The following is a 24591-nucleotide window of genomic DNA, read 5'->3' as shown; positions in this document are numbered from 1 at the left end:
GATCAGGTATCGGCTTTCCTGCGCGAACGTGCGCGCAGCAGTCGGTCCTTGGCCTGCTGGAGGGTGGGCGAACGATCAAGGGAGGTCTCAATCTGGCCATCAATGAAGTGGGCCAGGTGCGCGATGGTGGGATACTGGAAGAGATCGGCTACTGCGATCTCCATGCCGAGATCACGCTTGATGTCCCCCTGTACCGCGATGCTCAGAAGGGAGTTGCCGCCGATCTCGAAGAAGCTGTCGGCAGTACCTATCTGGTCCACTGCAATGCCTAGTCGCTCGCTCCAGATGTGGGCCAACAGGCGCTCGGTGCGGCTGGCCACCGGCACGCGCGCCACTCCACGTTCGCCTGCAGGCGCTGCCTGCGTGCGCAGCAGCGCCTGCCGATCCACCTTGCCATTGGGCGACAGCGGCAACTGCTCCAACAGGAGATAGCGGCAGTGGGTCATATAGCCGGGTAACGTCCGGGACAGGAACTGGCGCACGTCTGCGACCAGGCTGTCTGGACTGTCCTGCACGCCCGCCTTGGCCACCAGATAGCACAGCAGGTGCTGGTCGGCCAATTCGCCGGTTACCAGCACCACGGCATCTTCGATCCTGGCGTGCTCGCGGGCCCTGCGTTCGATCTCGCCCAACTCCACCCGCATGCCACGCAGCTTGACTTGGCTGTCGATACGGCCCAGATACTCCACCTGTCCATCAGGCAACCAGCGCGCGAGGTCGCCCGTGCGGTACAGGCGCTCGGGAAGGCCGACGGGGCTGAGCGTTACAAAGCGCTCGGCAGTCAGCACCGGGTTGTTCAGATAGCCTTCGCCCACTTGAATGCCGCCGATGTGCAGTTCGCCTGTCACGCCTATCGGCACTGGCTGGCCAAGGGCATCGAGGACATGCAACCGGCAGTTGGCGATGGGCCGGCCGATGGGGACAGCGCGATCCGCACGCAGCGTATTGAAGGGCCACCAGCTGACTTCGATTCCTGTCTCTGTCGGCCCGTAATGATTGACCAGGGTCGCGTCGGAAAACACGTCGATGCTGCGTTGCTGCAGCTCCACGCTGAGTGCTTCGCCGCTGGTCATCACGTAGCGCAGCGAACCCAGTCCGGCGCCATCAATGCCACGCAGGAACATCTGCAACATCGAGGGAACGAAATGGATCACCGTCACCCGCTGCGCTGCCACGACCCGAGCAAGGTACAGCGGGTCCTTGTGGCCCTGCGGCGACACCAGCACCACCGTTGCGCCGACGCTCAGCGGCCAGAACAGTTCCCACACCGACACATCGAAGCCCAGCGGCGTCTTGTGCATCACCCTGTCCGCGGCGGACAGGGCAAACTGATGCTGCATGGCACGTATGCGGTTGCAGGGTCCCCGGTGCAGGTTGACGGTGCCCTTGGGGGCACCGGTCGAGCCGGAGGTGTAGATGATGTACGCCGTATCACCGGCACTCGTCTGGGAGGGGAAATCCACACCGGGGCCCGCCAGCGCCATGGCCGGGGCAGCCACTCCATCGATATCTACAACCCTCGCGGCAGTGTTGGCGAACTGCCCCGCCGCATGTCTGCCTGCCACGAGCACAACGGATGCGGCACTGTCGGCCAGCATGTGCGCCATCCGTTCAACAGGTTGTTCCGGATCCAGCGCGACGTAGGCCGCCCCGACTTTCAGGATGGCCAGCAACGCCACCACCATGTCCGGTGAACGGGGAACGCAGAGGCCGATACGCGCACCTGGCAGGGCGCCGTGCTCATCGCGCAGGCGACGTGCCAGGCGCGACGCACACGCATCCAGCTGCTGGTAAGTCCAGCGCTGGTCGTCGAGCACCAGCGCTGGAAGATGTGGGCTGGCTCCGACGGTGGCCTCGAAGAGGCCGATCAGAGTATCGGTGTGCGGAAACGGGACGGCAGTCTGGTTCCAGTCTGCAAGCATGGCCACCTCTTCCGGGGGCAGCATCGGCAACTGCGCCAGCACCGTGTCGGGATCGGCGACGATCGCTCGCAGCAGGCACAGCAGTTCGCCACTCATGCGCTGCAGGGTGGCGGCATCGAACAAGGCAGTGGCGTAGGTCCAGCGCAGGCCCAGATGGTCGCCCAGGTCGATGGCCTCCAATTCCAGATCACACTTGACGTGTGCGCCCTCAGCCGGCAGACGTTCGACCTCCAGTCCGGGCAGTTCGATCGACGGGCTCCCGCCCTCCTGAAGCGACAGCATCAACTGGAACAGGGGACCGTGGCTGCGTGATCGCTCGGGCTTGATCAGGTCGACCAAGAGATCGAATGGAACCTCCTGGTGCTCGTAAGCCTCCAGTGCGGTCTGCCGCACCTGCTGCAGGTAGTCGGAGAACCGCAGCCCCGGCCGGACCCGGCTGCGCAGCAGCAGCGTGTTGACGAACATGCCGATCAGTGGCTCCAGATGTTCATGGGTACGGCCCGCAACCGGAACTCCCAGCAGGATGTCGTCGCGCCCGCTGCGTCGATGCACCAACGTGCTGAATGCCGCCTGCAGAACCATGAACACCGTGCAGCGGTGGGCGCGCGCGATGGCCTTGATTCCCGCGAAGGTAGCGCCGTCGAGCTGGCTGTAGAGTCTGGCCCCTTCAAAGGACTGGATGGCAGGACGCGGACGATCCAGCGGTAGATCATGCAGACCCGGCGCACCTTCAAGCTGCTTCATCCAGTAGGCTTCGGAGGGCCCGCCCCCAGCCAGGCGCTGGCGTTGCCAGGTCGAGAACGCTGCATAGGTACCGGGCAGGGGGGCGAGCGGTGAGGGCGCGCCTACGCGGAAGGCGCCATAGAGTTCGCAGAACTCACGCACGAAGATGTTGATCGACCAGCCATCAGACGCGATATGGTGCTGGGTGACAAGCAGCACATGTTCGGGGCTGCCGTTCGGGTCGCTCAGGTCGATCAACCGTACACGCAGCATCGGCCCGGTCGAAAGGTCGAACGGCAGGACCGCTTCCTCACCGCGGATGCTGTGCACGCGCTGCTCGCGCTCCTGGACAGGCAGTCGACCAAGATCGTATTCGGTGATGGCCAGTGCTTGCGGCGGCGACACCCGCTGCAGCGGGTGGCCATCTTCGACGACGAAGACGGTACGCAGCATCTCGTGGCGGTGCAGCAGGACATCGAACGAACGCTGCAGGGCGGATCTGTCAAGTTCCCCGCGCAGCCGAAGCGCGATCGGAAGGTGGTACTGCGTGCTGCTCCTTTCGATCTGATCAATCAGCCAAAGGCGCTGCTGGGCAAAGGACAGAGCAGAGCCGGCCAGCACCTGATCCGACGATCGCACTGTCAGCTTCAGCCCATCCAGGTAGGCCACCAGCTCGCCTTCCGCACGCTGGACCCGCTCCACCAGCAGCGGGTCGAAGTCATCAATGGGCCAGTCAAGCTCCAGCTGCCCATCGTTCACCGCCAACTGCACCTGCCGGCGCTGCAGCTCTTCATACAGCTCTCTGGTCGCAGCGCTCATGCCTGGCCTCCGTGAAGTTCAATGCGTGTGTCAACGGTGTCCCGCACGCCATCGATCGCGCCGGCAAGCTCTGCGAGGCTGGCTGACTGGAATACCTGCAACAGCGGCAGTTCAATGCCGAACCGGCTGTTGATGCGTGCCACCAACCGGGTTGCCAACAGTGAATGTCCACCAAGATCGAAGAAGTTGTCGGTCCGCCCGACCGGGCTGACGTCCAGCATTTCAGCGAACAGCGCGGCAAGAAGATGCTCGGTGGTTCCCACCGGCATCTCGTAGCCAGCGTGCCCCCGCGCTTGTGTCTGCGGCGTTGGCAGCCGGCTGCGATCAAGCTTGCCATTGTGTGTCTGTGGCCACTCGCGCAATGCGACACACGCGCCGGGCAGCATGTAGTCGGGAAGATGGACGGCCAGTTGACTGCGGATATCCAGCAGGTCCACACCTGCGGCACCGGTCAGGAGGTAGGCAACCAGGCGCTCATGCCCCGGCCCCTCTGCATCGTACAGAATGACGACCGCATCACGGACACCTTCGAGGTCGCGGAGATGGGCCTCGATCTCGCCCGTTTCGATTCGATACCCGCGCAGCTTGACCTGGAAGTCGTCGCGGCCCACGTAGACAATGTCCCCGTCTTCGGTCCAGTAACCGATATCGCCGGTGCGATACATCCGCTGCCCCGCAATGCCCACGAAGGGATCGACCAGAAAGCGCTCTGCGGTAAGTCCTGCACGATCCAGGTACCCCCTTGCAACACCGCTTCCACCGATGTGGATCTCGCCGCGGACACCGCTCGGAACAGGCTGCCCCTGAGAATCCAGGAGGTAGACGAGGCTGTTGTCCAGCGCGGTGCCAATAGTGACCACCTCGCCAACGACTGGGGCGATGGTTGCACAGACCGAACACTCGGTCGGCCCGTAGCAGTTGTACGCGCGGGTGCCCGGCAGCGCCGCCAGCCGCGCCCACAACATGGGCGAGAGCGCCTCCCCACCAACCAGCAGCACGGAAAGCTGCAGATCTCCATGGGCATCAAGCAGGGCCCGCGCCTGCGCGGGTGTGCAGTCCAGCTGGTCGATGGCCTGATCGCGCAGGAACTGTGCCATCGCCTGCGGATCAGTACGCACGGCCTCGGGCACGATCACCAGGATGTGGCCATGGACCCACTGCAGGATCGAAAACAGCGAAGCATCGAACATCAACGACGCATTGAGAGCAACGCGCGCACGCGTCGGCAGGCACGAATACGCGCGCGTCTGAAGTGCAGCCTGAAGGCTGAGGATCGCGCCATGGTCGATCACCACCCCCTTCGGATACCCGCTCGACCCCGACGTGTAGATCACGTACGCCGCATCCGCGGGACCCGGGTGAGTCGGTTGAGGTGCTCCGGCTGCAGCTGCGGAACCGTCCACTGCCGGAAGCGCGGCGGCGTCAATCGCCAGAGTCGCAATGGCGAGAGGACCAAGCCGTGCAAGGACAGCGGACTGTCCCAGCACGAGCGCCGGTCGACAGTCGTCGAGCAGGCTGGAGAGGCGTTCGACGGGCTGTGACGGATCCAGCGGCACGTAGGCCGCCCCCGACTTGAGAATGGCAAGCAGCCCGATCATCTGCTCGGCGCTCCGTTCGGCGCACAAGGCCACCCGGGTGCCGGCTCTGACCCCCGTTGCCAGCAGACGATGGGCCAGCGCGTTGGCGGCGGTGTCGATCTGGCCGAAGGTGAACTGGCGTTCGCCGTCGATCAGCGAAAGGGCGTCGGGGGTTGCCGCCGCACTGCGCGCGAACACGTCATGCATCCGCGCCGATACCGTCGCGGTGTCGGCAGGCGCCGCCGCACGTCCGATACGCGCAGCCGGCACCACTGCGGGTCGGGCGAGAGCAATGTGGGCAATCCCGCATTCCGGGGCCTCAACCATTGCCTGCAGCAGAATATCAAGGTGATCCATCCACCGCTGCATCGTGCTTTCGTCAAACAGCGCGCTGGCGTACCGCAGGCCGGCTGCGAGGGCGCCATCGGCGCGCTCGCTCATCGACAGGCTCAGGTCGAAGGGTGTACGCGCGCTTGGCATGTCCAGCGCGCGCACCTGCATGCCAGACAGCGCGGGCAGCGTATCGCGGGGGGTGTTGTTGAGCGATATCGTTGCCTGAAACAGGGGCGTATGAGCGGCGTTCCGCGGCGGATTCACAGCCTCGACCACTTCTTCGAGCGACAGCGTCTGGTGCGAGTACGCGTCCAGCGTTGTCTGCCGCACCGCTGCAAGCAGCGCAGCTACACTCATTCCCGGCGCAAAACGTATGCGCAGTGCCAGCGTATTGGCAAAGAAGCCCAGCAGCGATTCAAGCTCACGCCGGGGTCGATTGGCAACTGGCGTTCCGACCACGATGTCATCCTGGCCTGATAGTCGCGCAAGCAGCAGCGACCAGCCAGCCAACAGCACCATGAACAGCGTTACGCCGTTGGCCTGGGCCAGTTGGCGAAGCGCCGTCACCCTTGAGGGTGGCAACAACAGCGAAAGCTCGGCACCGGCATTGCTGCGTCGTGCTGACCGTGGGCGGTCCAGCGGCAGTTCCAGCAGCGCCGGGACGCCGCTGAGCGCTTTCCTCCAGAACGCCAGCGCAGCGGCATGCCTGGCCTCGCCACGTTGTTTCTGCCAGACCGCGTAGTCGGCGTACTGCAGCGCAGGGGCCGGCAAGGGATCCTCCTGCCCTTGGGCGAAGGCCCGATACAGTGCCGAGATCTCGGCAATGAGCAGGCCCACCGACCATCCATCCGATGCGATGTGGTGCTGGGTCAGCACCAGGACGTGATGCTGCGGTGCCAACGTCAGCAGGCGCGCCCGAATCGGCAGACCTCCAGCAAGGTCGAAAGGCCGGGCCTCCTCTTCCGCCAGCAGCTTGGCCAGCGCCGCCTCCCGCCCGGCAGCATCATCGGCGGACAGGTCCTGTTCGATGAAGGGCATGGGTGTGTGCGCGGGGCCGATCTTCTGGTACGGCTGGCCAACATTGTCCGGGAAGCACGTCCGCAGGACTTCGTGGCGGGCCATCAGGCGGTCCAACGCTGCCCGCAACGCAGCCCGGTCCAGTACTCCCTCCAGTTCCAGGGCGCAGGGGATGTGATAGGCGGCTCCGGCGTCTGGATCGAGGCGGTCGATGAACCACAAGCGTTGCTGGCTTGCCGACAACGGTAATATCGCGTCGCGCTCGGCCAAGGGAATCGAGCCTTCCGTGCAGGGCACCGCACCCGAAGGCACGCTGTTGCGCAGAGCCCGCAGCCTCAGCTCGCGCAGCAGGATCTCGCGCCGCGTTGGGGCCGGGGGCACCGGCGCCGGTCCGGCCTGCTCACGCCCGCTCAACGATCTTCTCCTTGTAGCAGTCGTTCAAGCTGTTCATCGGTGAAATGTTCATAAACCGCGCCATTGCCAGCATCGTCCACAGCGGGCTCCAGGTCGGCCAGTGCGCGATCCAGCAGAGCGCCCGCCTGTGCCGCAACCGTGGTGTGCTGGAAGAGCAATGCCAGGGGAATCTCCGCGTCGAATCCTGCGCGAAGACGCACCAGCAACTGCGTGGCAAGCAGCGAATGTCCGCCCAGCTGGAAGAAGTCCTCGTTCCGGCCCACCTGCTGCCGGCCAAGCACCTCGCCCCAGTAGCGGGCGATCGTCTCCTCGGTGCTGCCAATGGGCGGCTGGAACGCTGAAGTAATGCCTGCCTGCGCAGCGGGGTCGGGAAGCGCGGCAACATCCAGCTTTCCATTGGCGGTCAACGGCCATGCGTCGATGCGGGTGAAGGTTGCCGGCAGCATCGGCTGCGGCAGGCGCTCCGCCATCCACGCGCGCAGCACCTGGCCGCCCGGACGGCACGATTCCCTTGCAGTGAAGTAGGCGGCAAGGCGCATGTCGTCCGCGCTGATGGTACGCAGTACCACCCTCGCCTCCTGTACGTCAGGATGCTCACTCAACACCGCACAGACTTCCCCCAGCTCAATACGATGACCACGCAGCTTGATCTGGTCGTCGTTGCGCCCCATGAATTCCAGGTATCCGCCCTCGTTCCAGCGACAGAGATCGCCAGTACGGTACATCCGAGCGCCGGCCTCACCAGCAAAGGGATCGGGCACGAAACGCTCCGTGTCCAGGCCCGGCCGCTGCCAGTAGCCGCGGGCCACACCCAGGCCACCAACATGCAGTTCGCCCACAACGCCCATCGGCAGCAGCTGCCGCCTGCCATCGAGCACGTAGGCGGTGACATTCGGCAGCGGGATGCCGATATGCGACGCCTGCCCCTGCTGGATGGCCGCACAGGTGGCATCGACGGTGCACTCGGTTGGACCGTACACGTTGAAGCCATGCACGGGCGACGCAGCAACAAGGTCCCATGTGCGCTGGGTCAGCGGCTCACCGCCGATCAGCAAGGCGCGCAGCGGCGTTCCGTCGGCCAGCAGGCCATGATCGATCATCATTTCCAGGTGGGTGGGTGTGCAATCCAACGCCTGCAGCCCATGTTGCCGCACGAACGCCACCAGTGCGGCAGCGTCCACCCGCACCTGCGACGGCACCACTATGACGCAGCGACCGCAAAGCCATTGACCCAGTGCCTGGATCGATGCGTCAAATGATAGTCCCGCGTTCAGGCCGATCGACGCCTGCATGTCGCAGTGTCGATAGATCTTCTGATCCAGGGCCTGCCATAGATTAAGGACACTGCGATGCTCGACCACCACGCCCTTGGGGCGACCTGTGGATCCGGAGGTATAGATCAGATAGGCCGCAGCAGCGGGATCGCCCCCCGTGTCCGGTAGCGTCGCCGCGGCGTGGGCCGTGAGATCGTCCCCCTGTTCAAGCGCGATGGTCGCAACGCCATCGGTGTCGAGCCGATGCGCCAGGTCGGAGGTGTGCAGCAGTGCTGACGGCTGGCAATCATCGAACTGCCACTGCAGCCGATCATCCGGGTGCGACGGATCGAAGGGGACGAAGGCCGCGCCCGCCTTGAGCACACCCAACAGCCCAGCCAGGGCGTCGATGCCACGCTCGGCCAACAGCGCGACGCGATCTCCACCGCGCACGCCCGCATCCACCAAGCGCCGCGCGATGTGGTCTGACAGCCGATCGAGTGCAGCAAAGCTGAGCAGCCGGGTGCCATCCCCGACCGCCGCCGCTGCAGGCCACTGTCGCGCCGCCTCAGCGAACCGGGAATGGATGGTCGACGTCGTTACAGAACGGCTCTGGCTGACGCCCGCCAGCAGCTGCATGCGTTCAGCGTCGCCCAGGATATCCAGCCCGGCGATGCTGCGATCGGGCGCGTCCTGCAGTGCATCGACGATTCCATGCAGCGCCGCTTGCAGATACCGCATCAAGCGATCAGCCGCGACCGGCAGCGCGCTCTGCACCACCATTTCGACGGTTTCGCCATCGTCTTCCACCACCAGTGACAACGGATAGGCCGAGCGCTCTTCACCTGCCAGCACCCGCATGCCGGAAAGGCTGGGGCGTTCCACCTGCTCCGGCCGGTAGGAATGGCGGTAATTGATCATTGCATTGAACAGCGGCAGTGGCGCAGGAACGCCACTGCAGCGCAACGCAAGCGCGAGGGGAGCTTGTTCGTGTTCCGTCAGGCCCGCCAGTGCTGTGCGAACACCGGCCAACGCTTCGGCGACACTGCAGTCCGCCAGGCGCACCCGCAGCGGCAGCGCGTTGATGAACATCCCGACCACACCTTCGCTCGCCACCGCATGGGACAGGCGACCCGACAGAATGGTGCCGAAGACCACATCATCGCTGCCACTGCAGCGGGCCATCACCACTGCCCACGCCAAGTGGAAGAGCACCGCGGGCGTTGCCGAATGCCGGCGCGAAACATCGCCGATACGGGCCGCAAGCGCTGCATCGAGCGGCAACCTGAAGCTGTCCACACCGGTGGGCAGCGTCGACCCAGCCAGATCCGCGAAGGGCAGCGTGGGCCGATCCACATCACCCAGCTGAACGCGGAAGTACGCCGCGTGATCGGCCGCATCGCTGCGCTGCAGGCGGGCAACGAAATCCCGGTAGGGGCGTGCATCAGGCAGCTTGCCACCTCGTCCCGACAGGATCTCCTTCACTTCGCGGAGCTTGATCTGCCGGGAGTATTCGTCCTCCACGATGTGGTGGTTCAACAGCACCAGCACCCATTCGTCGGCCGCCGGATCGTGGGCCGCGTGCGCGCGCAGGATCGGCGCCTCGTCCAGCGTCATGCGTACCACCGCAGGATCGGTCGCTGCCAGCATGCGCTGCAGCGCGGGCGCAGCTGCGTCGGCCTCCCATTGCGTCAACTGCAGGGGTGCCTGCGCGTGAACGACCTGCAGCGGCCGGCTCAGTCCATCCCAGTGGATGGACGTACGCAGGATGTCGTGGCGATCGACCACTGCCTGCAACGCCTCGAGGAATGTCCGCAGGCGATCCTGCGAATCGAAGCGGATCTGGTCGCGCATGATGTAGGCATCGCCCAGGCGCCCTTCCTCCAGCAGGTGATGGAACAGGATGCCTTCCTGCATGGGCGACAGCGGATAGGCGTCCTGGATCGCTTCGCTGCCGCCAGCAATGCGGGAGGCCAGGCGCTGCAGCGCTTCTGCGGGAATCATCGGCAGTACAGGCTCCGGCGCCACGTCGACCGGCCGAAGCTGCGCGGCCAGTTCGGCCAGGTGCGCCGCCATGAAGACCATCCGGACATCAGCATGCCAGCCACTGCGGCGCAGACGATCGAGCATGCCTACGACAAGGAAGGAGTGGCCGCCAAGTGCGAAGAAGTTGTCTTCGCGCCCCACCTCGGACAGGTCAAGAAGTTCGGACCACACCTGCGCCAGAAGCGTTTCCCGTGCACCTTCCGGTGCACGGTAACCCGTGCTGGCGACATCCTCGCGGCCCGGCACCGGCAGCGCCCGGCGATCCAGCTTGCCATGGTTGGTCAGTGGGAATGACGGCATGACGATGTACGCCGCCGGCAGCATGTAGTCCGGCAACTGCGAAGACAGGCAGGAGCGCAGCATCGCTGCCGTCGGAGGCTCGACCGATTCCTCTGCGACCAGGTAGGCCAGTAGGCGTTGTTCACCCGTCGGTTCGGTGTCAGCCACCACAATGGCATCGGCAACGCCGGGGCACGCCGCCAGGCCCACTTCGATCTCCCCCAGTTCGATGCGGAACCCTCGGATCTTTACCTGGAAGTCGTTTCGGCCCAAGTACTCGATGTCGTTGTCAGCCGTCCATCGCGCCAGATCGCCCGTACGGTACAGACGTCCCGCGCCCGGATCGAAGGGATCGGCAATGAAACGCTGCGCGTTCAGGTCCTCGCGCCCAAGGTAGCCGCGCGCAACACCAGCGCCGCCGACATACATCTCTCCCACCACACCCACCGGCACCGGCTGGTACTGATCGTCCAGGATGAGCACGCGCAGGTCCGGGATCGGGCAGCCGATCATGCTTCCCCGGCCCTCGAAGATGTCCTGATGGCTGAGCCGGCGATAGGTGACATGCACCGTTGTTTCGGTGATGCCGTACATGTTGACCAGAGCGGTGCGTTCAAGGTCATTGCGCGCCGCCCATCTGCGCAGCATCGTCGGGTCGAGTGCCTCCCCGCCGAAGATGACCAGCCGCAGCGCGTGCGCGCGATCGGCAGCAGCGTCGGCAGCAATCAACTGCCGGAACGCACCAGGGGTCTGGTTGAGCACGGTCACCCCTTCCGCACACAACAGTGCGTGGAAATCCTGAGGCGAGCGCGCAACATCGGCGTTGACCACAACCAGACGGCCACCGTATGCAAGCGCTCCCCATATTTCCCACACGGAGAAGTCAAAAGCGTAGGAATGGAACAGTGTCCAGACATCCCGCTCGCCGAAGCCGAACCAGCCCTCGGTCGCAGACAGCAGCCGGCTGACCTGGCGGTGCTCGACCTGCACGCCCTTGGCCTGTCCCGTCGAACCCGACGTATAGATCACATAAGCCAAGTGATGCGGGCCCAAGCCCACCACCTCGGGATTATCAGCCGACACGCCCGCTGCGGCGGCTTCGTCGTCCAGCCAGAGGCAAGGCAAGGCCTCGGGCAGCATGTCGCCCAGCCTGGAGTGGCTGACGACACATACAGGAGTGCTGTCCCGCAGCATCCACTGCAGCCGCTCGCGCGGTTGCCGCGGATCCACTGCAACGTAGCCCGCTCCCGCCTTGAGAATACCCAGCAGGCCGGCGATCAGTTCCAGCGAATGCTCGGCGCAGAGTGCCACTCTGTCGTCCGGCTGTACGCCACGGGCCAGCAACCGATGGGCAAGCTGGTTCGCGTGTCGATTCAGCTGCGCATAGGTCCAATGTACGCCCGCGAATGACAGGGCAATGGCATCAGGGCGCCGGGCAGCCTGTGCCTCGAAAAGGCGATGCAGCAGTGGCAGCGGAACAGGCCCTGCGTGTGGCCGCTGCGCTGGCTTCAGCAGGCTGTCGCGCTCCTGCGTGTTCAACAGCGGCAGCTGGCACAGCGGCATCGACTGTATTGCCGGATCTTCTGATGCAATGGCCCCCAAGAGGGTGTTGAAGTGCCGGTGCATGCGGGCGATGGTGTCTTCATCGAATATGTCGGTTGCATATTCCCACTCGCACTGAAGACCCTGCGGGCACTCGATGACGTTCAGCAGCAGATCGAACTTCGCGCTGTGGCCTCCGCTGCGGATCTCGGCGGACGTCACCTCAGGCAGCAGCACGCGCTCCACGCCCTGGTTCTCGTAGCGGAACATCACCTGGAACAACGGCGAGTGGCCCAGGTGGCGGGCCGGATTGAGCTCCTCGACCAGGCGTTCGAAGGGAACGTCCTGGTGGTTGTAGGCTTCCAGTGCGACGGTCCTGACCTGGGATAGCAGATCGGAGAATGCCTTCTGGCGATCAATACGGCTGCGCAACACCAGCGTGTTCACGAAACACCCGATCATCGATTCGGTCTGGTGGTGCGCCCGGTTGGCGATCGGCGTACCGACGCATACATCGTCCTGTCCGCTGTAGCGGGCAAGCAGCACTTTGAATGCCGCCAGGACCGTCATGAAGGCGGTGCATCCATGGCTGCGGCTGAGCCGAGCGACGGCATCGCGCAGTGGCGCATCGAGCATCGCGCAGTAGTGCGCACCGCGATAGCTGAACTGGGCCGGGCGAGTGCGGTCCAGTGGCAATGCCAACACCGATGGCACGTCGGCAAGTTGCCGCCGCCAGTAGTCCAGCTGCGCCATGAGCGGCCCACCTGCAAGCCAGTCGCGCTGCCAACGGGCGTAATCCGGATACTGCACCGCCAAGGCCGGCAGAGGATCTTCCCGTCCGTCCCGGTAGGCGGTGTAAAGCAGGCTGACCTCACGCATCATTACGCCGATCGACCACCCGTCGCTGATGATGTGGTGCATGTTCACCAGCAGAATGTGATGCTCAGGATCCAGCTGCAGAAGGTCCACCAACAGCAGCGGACCTGCGTCCAGGTCGAATTCGCTTCGCGCGTGCGCTTCCACGCGGCCCTGCACCAGGGCAGCACGTGCTTCCGTGCAGCCATCCTCGATCTGCTGGAAGCGCAGGGGGCTGTACGGCTCGCGAAGCACCACCGCCGCCTGGCCGCCACGCTGCGGGAAGCTCAGGCGAAGACTGGAGTGGCGCTGCACGACGCGCTCGAAGGCGCGGGTGAGTGCGGGCCGATCAAGCGGCCCGAACAGCGCCAGTGCGCGTGGAATGTTGTAGGCCGTTCCCGCATCCTGCAGCCGAGACAGCAGCCACAGCCGCTGCTGGGCGAACGACAGCACATACTGCTCGGCCGGTACCGGCTCAATGGAGGGGTGTGCGTAGCCGCGTTGCTGCTGTGCCAGCCAGTCGGCCTGCTCACGCAGCGTCGGCCGTTCAAAGACCACCCGCAACGGCATTTCCACGTCGAAGTGGCGGCGGATAGCCGAGGCCAGCTGGGTAGCCAACAATGAGTGACCTCCCAGCGCGAAGAAGTTGGCGGTCACCCCGGGCGGATCGCGTCGCAGGACATCGGCCCAGATTCCGGCAAGCAACTCTTCGGTCGGTGTCGAGGCAGCCTGGTCGGCAGTGTCATTGCTCAGCACCGGCGCCGGCAGCGCGCGACGGTCGAGCTTTCCGCTCCGCGTCAACGGCAACGTGCCCAGTTCGACGAAGTGGCTGGGCAGCATGAAGTCCGGCAACTGCCCGCGCAGCAGGCTGCGAAGCTGCTCTGCATCCGGACATGCGCTGCCCAGCACCGGTACCCAGTACGCGACGAGCCGCTCATGCCCCGGGCCATCACCATCCCACAGGATGACCGCCGATTGAGCAACACCCGGCACTGCCTCAAGGCAGGCTTCGATCTCACCCAGTTCGATCCGGAAGCCACGCAGCTTCACCTGGTGATCCAGGCGCCCCAGGTATTCGATCTCTCCATCGGCGAGCCAGCGCGCGGCATCGCCGGTCTGGTACAGGTGCTCGCGGCGGCCGGCGATATCACGGTGGACAAAGCGCTCGGCAGTCAGCACCGGGTTATTGAGATAGCCCGCGCCAACCTGGACGCCGCCGATGAACAACTCGCCCGCCACGCCCACCGGAACCTGCTGTCCCAGGGGATCGAGAATGTGGATGCGGACGTTGGCCGCCGGACGCCCGATGGGAACGATCCTGTCAGGACGCAGGGCGTCAAAGCTCCACCAGGTGACATCGATGGCCGCTTCAGTGGGCCCGTACTGGTTGATCTTGCGTACTTGGGGAAAGTGCTCGATGCACTGTGCCTGCAGCTCGTAGCCCAGTGCTTCGCCGCTGGTGATGAGGTAGCGCAGCCGGGGGAACTCCTGCCCGCGCGCATGCGTCACGAACGACTGCAGCATCGAGGGCACGAAGTGCACGACACTGATATGCCGATCCGCGATCAGGCGCGCCAGGTAATCCGGATCGCCATGTGCCTCCGGCGCCGCCAGCACCAGAGTGGCGCCGGTGGTGATCGGCCAGAACAGTTCCCAGACCGATACATCGAAGCTCAGAGGCGTCTTCTGCAGCACGCGGTCCTTCGCGTCCAGCACGAACTGGGCCTGCATCGCATGCAGCCGATTGCAGATCGCCCGGTGCAGGGTAACCGTTCCCTTTGGCCGCCCGGTCGAGCCGGAGGTATAGATGATGTAGGCCGGGTCATCGGGCCCCGGTCGAGCCATCCTCGTGCCGTGCGCGGCGAGGTCCTCGCTGTCAAGTGCAGGCGACAGCGCCAGCCATTGCACCGAATCCAAGGATCTGAACCTGTCCACCAGCGTGGACAAGGTGAGTACCAGCGACACCTCGCTGTCTTCCAGCATGTAGGCCAGGCGCGCGGCCGGCAGCCCGGGATCCAGCGCGACATAGGCCGCGCCAACCTTCAGGATGGCCAACACGGCAACCATCATGTCTGGTGAGCGCTCAAAGCAATGCCCGACACGACTGCCCACGCCGATGCCATGGTCGCGCGCCAGCCTCACGGCCAACCGGTCGGACTTCGCGTCAAGCTCGGCATAGCTCATCGCGCCACCGTCGTGCAGCACAGCCACCGCCTCCGGCGTACGCGCCGCCTGCGCCCGGAACAGGCTTTCCAGGGTGTCGTGCTGTGGCAGTTCAACCGCGGTCGCGTTCCAGGCGGCCAACTGGGAGGCATCCTCTTCCGGTACCAGTGCCAGGCGCTGCAGTGACTGCTCCGGATCGACCAGGATGCTGTCCAGCAGCACGGCAAAATGGCGGTCCATGCGCTCGATGGTGGACCGTTCGAAGATGTCGCTGCTGAACTCCCACTTGGCCAAAAGCCCGTCGCTGTCCTCGCGGATCGTCAGGTCAAGGTCAAACTTGAGCAGTGCGTGCTCGTTCTCTCCGAACGAGGTAAAGCGCACGCCCGGGAGTTCGATCGCCCCCATTGATGCTGCGCGGTTGTTCTGAAGCGTGAAGGACACCTGCGCCAGGGCGTTGTAGGCCAAGCTGCGCGCCGGGTTGATCCGGTCCACCAGGACCTCGAACGGAACATGGTGGTGCTCCTGCGCATCGAGCACCATCTGCCGCGACTGCCGCAGGAACTGCACAAAGGACAGATCACCATCGCAATCGCTGCGCAGCACCAGCGTGTTGGTGAAGTAGCCGATCAGCGACGCCAGCTCAGGGCGGCTGCGGCTGGAGATCGGCGTCGCCACCACCACGTCTCGTTCGCCGCTCCACCGTGACAGGAACACTGCATAGGCGGCCTCAAGCAGCACGAACAACGTCACTTCATGCTGCCGGGCCAGTTCCATCAGGCCGCGGTAGCGGGCCATCGGGTAGCGCACGCTGTGGCGTCCGCCCACGATGCTTCGATAGGGCGGTCGGGGTCGGTCCAGTGGAAGGCTGTGAAGCGCAGGCAGGGCATCAAGCTGGCGCTTCCAGTAGTCGATCTTCGCCTCCAGCACAGGGCCCTGCAGCCACTCCGAGAGCCAGGCGGAGTAGTCCGCGTACTGGATCGGCAATGGCGGCAGTGGGTTGGCCTGCCCCTGCGAGAATGCGGCATACAGCCGCGACATTTCATCAAGCAGGACATCCATCGACCAACCATCCGAAGCGATATGGTGTTTGGTCAACAGCAGTACGTGACGCGCGGGTCCGAGCGTGAGCAGGGACGCGCGCATCATCAGGTCCTGCGCAAGATCGAACGGCTTGCGTGCCTCCAAGGTCGTGCATCTACGCGCTTCCTCCTCCAGCGCACTACCCTCCAGGCCGGACAGGTCCAGTCGCTGCAGATGGAAATCGAACCGTTCAAGGATCACCTGGTGGGGTGTACCGGCAGCATCGACACGGAAGACGGTCCGCAGGCTCTCATGGCGCTCGATGAGGGTGTTCAGCGCCCGCTCCAGCGAAACTGCATCCAGATCACCCTGTGCTTCAAGGGCCACTGCCATGTTGTAGTGGACGCTGCCCTCAAGCTGGTCGATCAGCCATAGGTTGCGCTGGATGAAGGACAGCTGCAGCGGCACTGCCGGGTCCCGCTTGGGAATTACCGTGCCCGGCGGCGCGCCCTGCATCCGCCTCAGGAAGTCGATCAGCTCCTCCCGACAGGACTGGATCCGGGAGGCCAGCTCGGGACTCAGCCGCGACTTTGCCCCGCGCACGCGCAACGCTCCGTCGTCCAGGTCGATCCTGATATCCAGCTGGCGCAACTCGGCCAGCAGTGCATCGGCACTCTCCCGCGTCCTGTCAAGCACACTGCTCATGAGTACTCCACCTTGCCTGCCCGTGCAGCTGATTGGATTGGACTTCCATTTCCGGAACCCTCTTGACGCTGTGCTGCGCACCATTGGGCCAGGTCACACAGCCTGGGGTTGGCGAACAGGACCTGCAGTGGCAGCTCCACCTGCAATGCCGTGCGCACCCTCGCCACCAACTGTGTGGCCAGCAGCGAATGCCCACCGCGCTCGAAGAAATCATCATCGGCGTTGATGGGGTCATCCCCGGTTGCGCCGAAGAGAGTGGCCCAGATCGCGGCCAAGGCGAGCTCCTCGGCCGTAGTGGGCATCGGCCGGTCGTCATGGCACGGGCCCTCGACATGCAGCGGAAGGGCACGGCTGTCGATCTTGCCGCCGGCGGTCATCGGCAGTGCAGGAACCACCAGCACGCTGGCCGGCTGCATGTATCCGGGCAGGCTGTGTCTGAGTCCCTCGCGGATACCCTTCAGGCTGTTTTCAGCAGCAACGCTGGCCTCCCGGTCCAGCACCACCCACGCAAGCAGACGCCTGCCTGCCTCCGTGCCGTCAACACGTACATGCGCGTGCATCACTCCGCCCTGAGCTTCCAGGGCGATGCGCACCTCACCCAGATCAACCCGGAAGCCACGGATCTTGACCTGGGAATCCCTCCGCCCCAGGAACTCAAGCTGACCGTCGCTCCGGTACCGCGCCATATCGCCCGTACGATAGAAACGCGAACTGCCGTACATCGGCAGCTCCGGCGCGATGAATCCCGCCGCACTCGCTTCTGCATCGCCGAGATAACCGATACCGACGCAGTCGCCACCGAGCAGGATTTCACCCGGGCAGCCGACGGGGACCGGACGCAGCGCATCATCGACCAACGCGACGACGACGTTGTCGATGGGCCGACCGATGGGCACGGCGCCCTCAACCGTGTCGCCCAGCGCATGGCAGATCGCCCCGATGGACGCTTCCGAAGGGCCATAGAAGTTGTGCAGCTTCACCCCGGGCAGCATCTGTCCACAACGGGTAGCCAGCGACGGCGTCATTTCCTCACCGCCGACGATCAACGCCCGCAGATCGGGATAGCGCGCGCCGGTGCCCTCGATATGCTCAAGGAACACGCTGAGCAGCGCAGGCGAGAAATCGGTCAGGGTCACCTTCTGGCTGCACAGCAGGTCTGCGATCAGTGGCAGGTCAAAGCCCTCCCCGTAGCCGGGAAGCACACACGTACCGCCATTCAGCAGAGGCCAGAAGAACTGCCAGATGGACGAGTCGAAGCAATGATCGGTCGTCTGCAGCACCACCTCGTTGCCGTTGATGCCGAAGTACCGGTTCATGAATGCAAGCCGGTTGACGATTCCCCGATGCATGTTCAGCGCCGCCTTGGGCGTTCCAGTGGAGCCCGAGGTGTGGATCGCATAGATGGGCGTCTGTGCAGGAAGATCGAGGCCGGGATTTTCCCGATACCCGAGTTCCTCGATGCATACCCGACGCGCATGGGCCGTGGCAGGAACGTTGCTGGCCACCAGCACCGGAGCGCTGCCGAGGCGAGCCAGCGCGCGTTCCAGACGCTGTGCTGGCCAGCCGGCATCCAGCGGCGCAAAGGCCGCACCGGCTTTCATCACCGCCAGGAAGGCCAGCGGCACCTCGAGCCCCGGCCGCATGACCACCGGCACCACGTCGCCGGGTCTGACGCCTGCACTGATCAGGTCATGCGCCAAGGCGTTGGCTTTGCCATTGAGCTCGACGTAGCTCAGCACACGGCCCGCGCATTTCAGCGCGATCCTCTCCGGTGTCCGCGCTGCCTGGGCCTCGATCAGGGTGTGCAGACAGGTATCACGCGGGTAAGGCCATGCGGTCTGGTTCCAGGCATGCAACCGGCTGGCACCGGCCTCGCCCAGCAGATCCAGATCGGCAACCCGCAGTGCAGCGCGTTCCGGGTCGGCCAGCTGCTGGAGGACCAACGCCATGGCGTCCATCATCGCCTGGATGCTGCCTTCGTTGAACAGACGACGGTCGTAGGTCCAGCGCAGCGTCAGGCCCTGCGCCTCCTCCACCGCCATCACATCCAGGTCGAACATCACCCTGCTCTGCCGGCCCGGAAGCAGCTCGATGTTCATGGTGCTGGAGAGCATGCTGTCGTCGACCTGCAGCAGCGAGAACATCAGCTGGACTATGGCGTTGTAGCCAATGTTCCGTTCGGGCCTGAGGGCCTCTACAATGCGGTCGAAGGGAACGTCCTGATGGTCGTAGGCTTCCAGGCAACGCTCGCGCACGTGCCGTATCAGACCATCCAGGTCCAGCTGAGCCCCCACCTCGACCCGCAGCGCCAGGGTGTTGGCGAAGAAGCCGATCAACGGCGCCAGCGCTTGCTGGCTGCGCCCGGATACCGGGATGCCAACCAGCACGTCCTCGTTGTCCGCCCAGCGCGCGAACACCACGGACAATGCAGCATGAAGCACCATGAACAGGGTCGCATCCAGCGTCCGGCCCCGCGCTCTCAGCCGTTCCGTCAGAACACTGTCCAGCGGCTGCACCAACATGCCCGCGTCGCCAGCCGAACGTCCTTGCAAGCGCGGACGATCCAGCGGAATTGAATGCACCGGGGCAACGCCCTGCAGGCGGCGGCGCCAATGATCGAGCCGGGCACGCGCAGCCGGTTGCTGCATCCGCGCGTGTTGCCACGCGGCATAGTCCGCGTACTGCACCGGCAACGGCGGCAGCGAGGCTACCCGCCCTTGGCGTGCCGCACCGTACAACCGGGAGAACTCCTTCTGAAGCACGCCGATTGACCATCCATCGGCAGCGACGTGATGGATGGCAACCAGCAGCACCCACTTCCGAGCGGACAGCTTCAGCAACGCAACCCGGAGCATCGGATCGCGCTGCAGGTCATATGGCATGCGTGCCTGCTCGGCGTCGATACGATAGACGTGGGCAAGCTGATCCGCTTCGGCGACCCCAGTCAGGTCATGATCGGTGATCATCACTGCGGCTGGCGGCATGACCCGCTGCCCCGGCTCGCCATCTGTCTGCACCAGCACGGTGCGCAAGGACTCGTGGCGCTCAACGATGGTATCAAGCGACTGCTGCAGCGCAGCCCGATCAATGGCTTCGCGCAGCAGGATCGGCGCGCATGTCAGGATGTACTCGGTACTACCTGCCAGCTGGTCGATGAACCAGACACCGCGCTGGGCCGACGACAGCGGAAGCGGTCCATCACGGGGAACCGGCACCAGCGCCTGCTCGGCAGTAGCGCTACCGCTGCCATTCCAGTGGAGGTAATCGATGATGCGCAGCTTCTCGGTGCGGATCTGCGCGGCAATGTCGGCAGTGATCGCGCCGGGGGTCGAACGCGAACGCAGGCTCCCGCCCTCCAGGCTGAGGTGGACCCCCCGCTGCCGGAGGTCGATCAGCAGTTGACGGATGTCGGTCATCATCACCAGACCTGCTCCTCGACGTGATCAGACGGCGCTGCGTCGGTGGCCAGGGCATCGACCAACCGTGCCACATCCTGGAGGTTGCGCGACTCCAGGAAGTCACGAACGCCGATGTCGATCGACCATTCCTCGTTGATCGCTGCCACCGCCTTGGTCGCCAGCAGCGAATCTCCACCGAGATCGAAGAAGTTGTCGCTGCGATCGATCTGCTCGTATCCGAACAGATTGACCCAGGACAGCACGACCTTGCGCTCGGTCTCAGACCATTCCGAGGTATCCACCGAAGGCGAGAGCAAGGTGATATCTGCCTGCACCGCCTGCCGCGCGCGCGCCTTGTGCCGCAGGGCAACCCGGCGCGGCGACAGCAGGCAGTGCACAACCGAGGGCTCGGCAAGTATCGACTGCAAACACTGCAGGCCTTCGGCGGTACCAATGGCCTGCGCCAGCTCCTGCTGCTTGTACCGCTCCAGATTCGCCGGTACCACTGCGTCCACGGCCATGCCTGCTTCGCGCCAGGAATCCCAGCCGATCGACAGCCAGCGTGTCCCACCCACGCCGTTCATCTTTTGCGCCAGACCGTCCAGATAGGCATTGGCTGCCGAATACTCGAACTGGCCAACCCCTCCCAGCGCGGCTGCGATCGAGGAGAACAGCACGATGAGGCGTGGCGGATAGGGGCGCAGCGCGCGTTCGAGGTTCATCGCCCCCGCCACCTTGGCAGCGAGCACGTTTGCGATTTCCACATCGGACTTGGCACGAACCACCGACGTGCTTGGAACGCCTGCCAAGTGGAAAACCCCATCGAAGACACCCACCGCAGCCACAGCTTCAGCGATACAGCGTTCGACACTGTCCGGGTCGGACAGGTCGGCGCTGACATAGCGAACCTGTGCCCCCGCATCCTGCAGCGCGACAAGCGCCATCAGCTGCTCGCGCAGTCGCGTCGGCGTGTCAGGTGCCGCACAGATCCCGCGCCACGCCTGCGGTGGAGGCAGTGCGCTGCGGCCCAGCAGGGTCAGCGACACACCGGGGGTGCGCGCCAGCCAGGTCGCCACTGCCCTGCCCAGGCCACCGAGGCCACCGGTCAACAGGTAGGCGCCGCCTGCACGTACCGTGGGTGCATCGGCGGCGGGCAAGGGTGTGGGTTCGACCTGTTCGGCCCAGCGGCGGCCGCGGCGCAATGCAACCAGCGCCGGTCCGCCCTTGTGATCCAGCTCATGCAGCAGCGATGGCCACGCATTGGCCTCGCTGGGATCAATATCGATGATGCGCGTCTGCAGGCAGTCCAGCTCATCGCCCAGGGTGCGCGCAGCGGCAACCAGCCCACTGGCAACAGGATCGACGATTTCATCGCCAAGGACATCGAACGCCCGTCCCGTGACCACCGCCATCCGTGCATCGGCACTGAAGTCGTCATCGCGGAATGACTGAGCAAAGTGCATCAACGCAACCAATGAGGTGGACAGGTGCTCGGGCGCCGCCAGAACATCAGCGCCAAGTCCCCAGGCATGGATGACGTGGTCAATCTTCCAATCCGCCTCGCGCAGCGCGCTGGCCACCGCGCGATGGTCCTTCCCGCTGTCCACCGCGACAGCGAAACACCCCTCACCGACGGCATAGGCAGAAGCGGGGTAGACGTGCACCACCTCCTGCCCGCGTGCGCGCAAGGCCGCCACGAGCGGCTCGCCGGCCGCATCACAGAACACCAGGCACCGCGTCGATTGCCTGGGCTCGATGCGCTTGGGCAACGACGTCCAGCCACGCATCTGCATCCACTCCGACAGCGGCAGCTGTGCAGACGCATCCGACGCAGGCACGCCTGCGGGCAGAGGGTCGACCCAGTGCCGGCTCCGGTCAAAGGCGTGCGTTGGCAGCGGCACGTGCCGCGCAGGGGGAGCGCCTTCGGCCAGCGCTTCCCAGTCCGGCAGCAGACCTCGCGCCCAGCACACTCCCAGAGCCGACAGCACGAAAGCGTGCTCATCCTGAGCAGAGCGACGCATTGATTCCATCACCGTCACGCCTGTGGCGCCCTGGCGACGCGCGAGCTGGGACAGCGCCCCGCCGGGGCCGACTTCAATCAGCACGCTGCGCGGGTGACGCTGCAGGACCTCCGCCAGACCTTCGTTGAAGCGCACGGTGCCTCGCAAGTGTTCGATCCAGTAATCGACACTGGTGGCCTGCGCGTCGGTGATCCACGTACCAGTGACGTTTGAAACGTAGGGGATTTTCGGCGCCGCCAGGCGCACCTGCGAGAGCGTGGCCCGCAGTTGCGGAATAGCATCCTCCACCAGCGTGCAATGGAAGCCATGACTCACATCCAGGCGTTTACACGCAATGCCCTGGCTCTGCAGGCGCGCCGCCAGCTCATCGATGCTCGGCGCGGGTCCCGCGGCCACCACGTGTTCGGGGCTGTTGGAGGCAGCCAATTCGCAGCCGGCGCCCAGATACGGCTCGATCGCTTCTGCACTCAAGCCAACGGCAAGCATCGCTCCCGCCGGCAGGGCCTCCATGGCACGCCCGCGCGCGACGACCACCGCCAAGGCATCTTCCAGGGACATGACCCCCGCCAGGCAGGCGGCGACATATTCACCCAGGCTGTGTCCAATCAGCGCCGCCGGCTGCATTCCCCAGCGCATCCACATCTGGCTGAGCGCGTACTCGACCACGAACATCGCTGGCTGGGTCACCTCCGTTGAACGCAGCGCGGCTTCGGCGTCGGCGCCGTCGCTGGACAGCGCTGCCCGTACCCGCGGCGCCACTGACGTTCCGGCCAGCAGCTGCAGGCACCTGTCCACGGCCTCCCGGTAGGCCGGCGAGGAGGCATGGAGATGCCGGCCCATTGCCGCATACTGGCTGCCTTGACCCGGCAGCATGAACACAACTTTCGGCGCGTCGGGCCCGCACTCGTGGCCCTGCAACCCTTCCGCCAGAAGGGTGCACGCCTGGGCCAGATCACGGCAGGCCAGACTTGCTCGATAGGCATGGCCGATGCGACCGCGCTGCAGGGTATGGGCCACATCTGCCAGCGAAAGATCGGGATGCGCGACAAGATGCGTTCTCAGCTTCTCCGCCTGCACCCTCAGCCCTTCGGCACTGCGGGCGGACAACACCAGCAACCGGGCGCCGTCCACCGGCGCCGCTGCAGGCAACGAAGTAGCTTCGCGCAGGATCAGGTGCGCGTTGGTTCCACCAATGCCGAACGCGCTGACGGCGGCGTAGCGCTCGCGCCCCGGGCTCAACCAGGGCTGCGGCGATACCGGGATGTGGAATGCGCTGCCAGCAAGCGCGATGTCAGGGTTGACGTGCGAGAAGTTGATCTGGGGCGGCAGCGTACGGTTGCGCAGCACCAGCACGGCCTTGATCAACCCCAGCATGCCTGCCGCATTGACCATGTGGCCGAAGTTGGCCTTCAGCGAGCCAAGCCCACAGTACGGCATGCCATCGACCGCAGGAGGATAGGTACGACTCAGCGCATCGAACTCGACGGGGTCACCCACCACCGTGCCGGTGCCATGCGCTTCAAGGTATCCAACCTGCTCTGCAGAAACACCTGCGAATGCCAACGCCTCGGCAATCACGCTCTGCTGTCCCAGCGAACCGGGGGCCGTGTAGCCCGCCTTGTCTGAACCATCATTGTTCAGCGCGAATCCATCGATGGTGGCGTGAATGAAATCACCATCATCAATCGCATCCTGCAGGCGTTTCAGCAGGACCACGCCGGCGCCATCAGACCAGACGGTGCCGTCAGCACTGGCATCAAACACAGCGCAGCGTCCCTGCGGCGACAGAACATTGCCTTTCTGGTAACGGTAACCGATACCGCCGGGCAGTTCGATGCGCACCCCGCCGGCCAAGGCCATGTCACACTCGTGGTCAAGCAGGCTCTTGCAGGCCTGCGCCACCGAAGCGAGTCCGGTGGAGCAAGCGACGTTCACACTCATGCTGGGCCCGACCAGATTGAACTTGTAAGAGACCATCGTGGTCAGGTAGTCCTTGTCGTTGCCTCGGGCATGCTCATAGAGCACGTTCAAGGGCATTGTTGCGCCGGCACTGGGCAGGATGTTGCTGAGCATGTACGTGCTGGTTGCAGACCCGGCGAATACCCCCACGTTCTTCGCCGCACCATCCGGTGCGTAGCCGGCAGACTCCATCGCCTCATGGCAGCACTCCATGAACACGCGCTGCTGCGGATCCATGTAGCGCGCATCACGGGGAGTGATCTCGAAGAAGCCGGCGTCGAACGAGGCTGCGTCCATCATGGAACGAGTGAAGGGAACATAATCGGGATCAGCCATTTCTGCCGCTGACACCCCGCGCTCCCGCAGCTCCTTCTCTTCCACGCGGGTACGGGTGTCACGCCCTTCCATGATGGCCTGCCACAGCTGCTCAGGCGTATCCACGCCACGGACGCGGCACGCAAGGCCGATAATGGCAATGCGCGTGGTGGATCCTGCAGTAACCGGTGCAACGAACGCCTCATTCATCACAACCCTCTCTTTCTTCC

5 protein-coding genes are annotated in these 24591 nt (G+C 64.8%); all 5 read right to left on the bottom strand.

All coding sequences use genetic code 11. The annotated features are described in order from the left end of the window. Positions 1-2: 2 nt before the first annotated feature. From IAE58_RS02195 to IAE58_RS02175, 5 genes are read right to left on the bottom strand one after another with little or no spacing between them, the layout of a single operon-like run. Positions 3-3464: a non-ribosomal peptide synthetase gene (locus IAE58_RS02195; protein ID WP_199932978.1), complete on the bottom strand. Its 3462-nt coding sequence runs from the start codon at positions 3462-3464 to the stop codon at positions 3-5. Then, on the bottom strand, positions 3461-6805 hold the full coding sequence (locus IAE58_RS02190) for a non-ribosomal peptide synthetase (protein WP_199932979.1): 3345 nt from the start codon (positions 6803-6805) through the stop codon (positions 3461-3463). The genes IAE58_RS02195 and IAE58_RS02190 overlap by 4 nt, the downstream gene beginning before the upstream one ends. After that, the gene (locus tag IAE58_RS02185; protein ID WP_199932980.1) at positions 6802-16668 is read right to left on the bottom strand and encodes a non-ribosomal peptide synthetase; all 9867 of its coding nucleotides are present in this window, start codon (positions 16666-16668) and stop codon (positions 6802-6804) included. The genes IAE58_RS02190 and IAE58_RS02185 overlap by 4 nt, the downstream gene beginning before the upstream one ends. Then, positions 16665-20087 (bottom strand): non-ribosomal peptide synthetase, encoded by a 3423-nt coding sequence (locus IAE58_RS02180; RefSeq protein WP_199932981.1) that lies wholly within the window; start codon positions 20085-20087, stop codon positions 16665-16667. The genes IAE58_RS02185 and IAE58_RS02180 overlap by 4 nt, the downstream gene beginning before the upstream one ends. Then, positions 20087-24571 (bottom strand): type I polyketide synthase, encoded by a 4485-nt coding sequence (locus IAE58_RS02175; RefSeq protein WP_199932982.1) that lies wholly within the window; start codon positions 24569-24571, stop codon positions 20087-20089. The genes IAE58_RS02180 and IAE58_RS02175 overlap by 1 nt, the downstream gene beginning before the upstream one ends. Positions 24572-24591: the final 20 nt, after the last annotated feature.

The organism is Stenotrophomonas sp. S49 (assembly GCF_016624905.1).
Classification (GTDB): domain Bacteria; phylum Pseudomonadota; class Gammaproteobacteria; order Xanthomonadales; family Xanthomonadaceae; genus Stenotrophomonas.
This window is presented reverse-complemented; position numbering and strand designations above follow the sequence as displayed.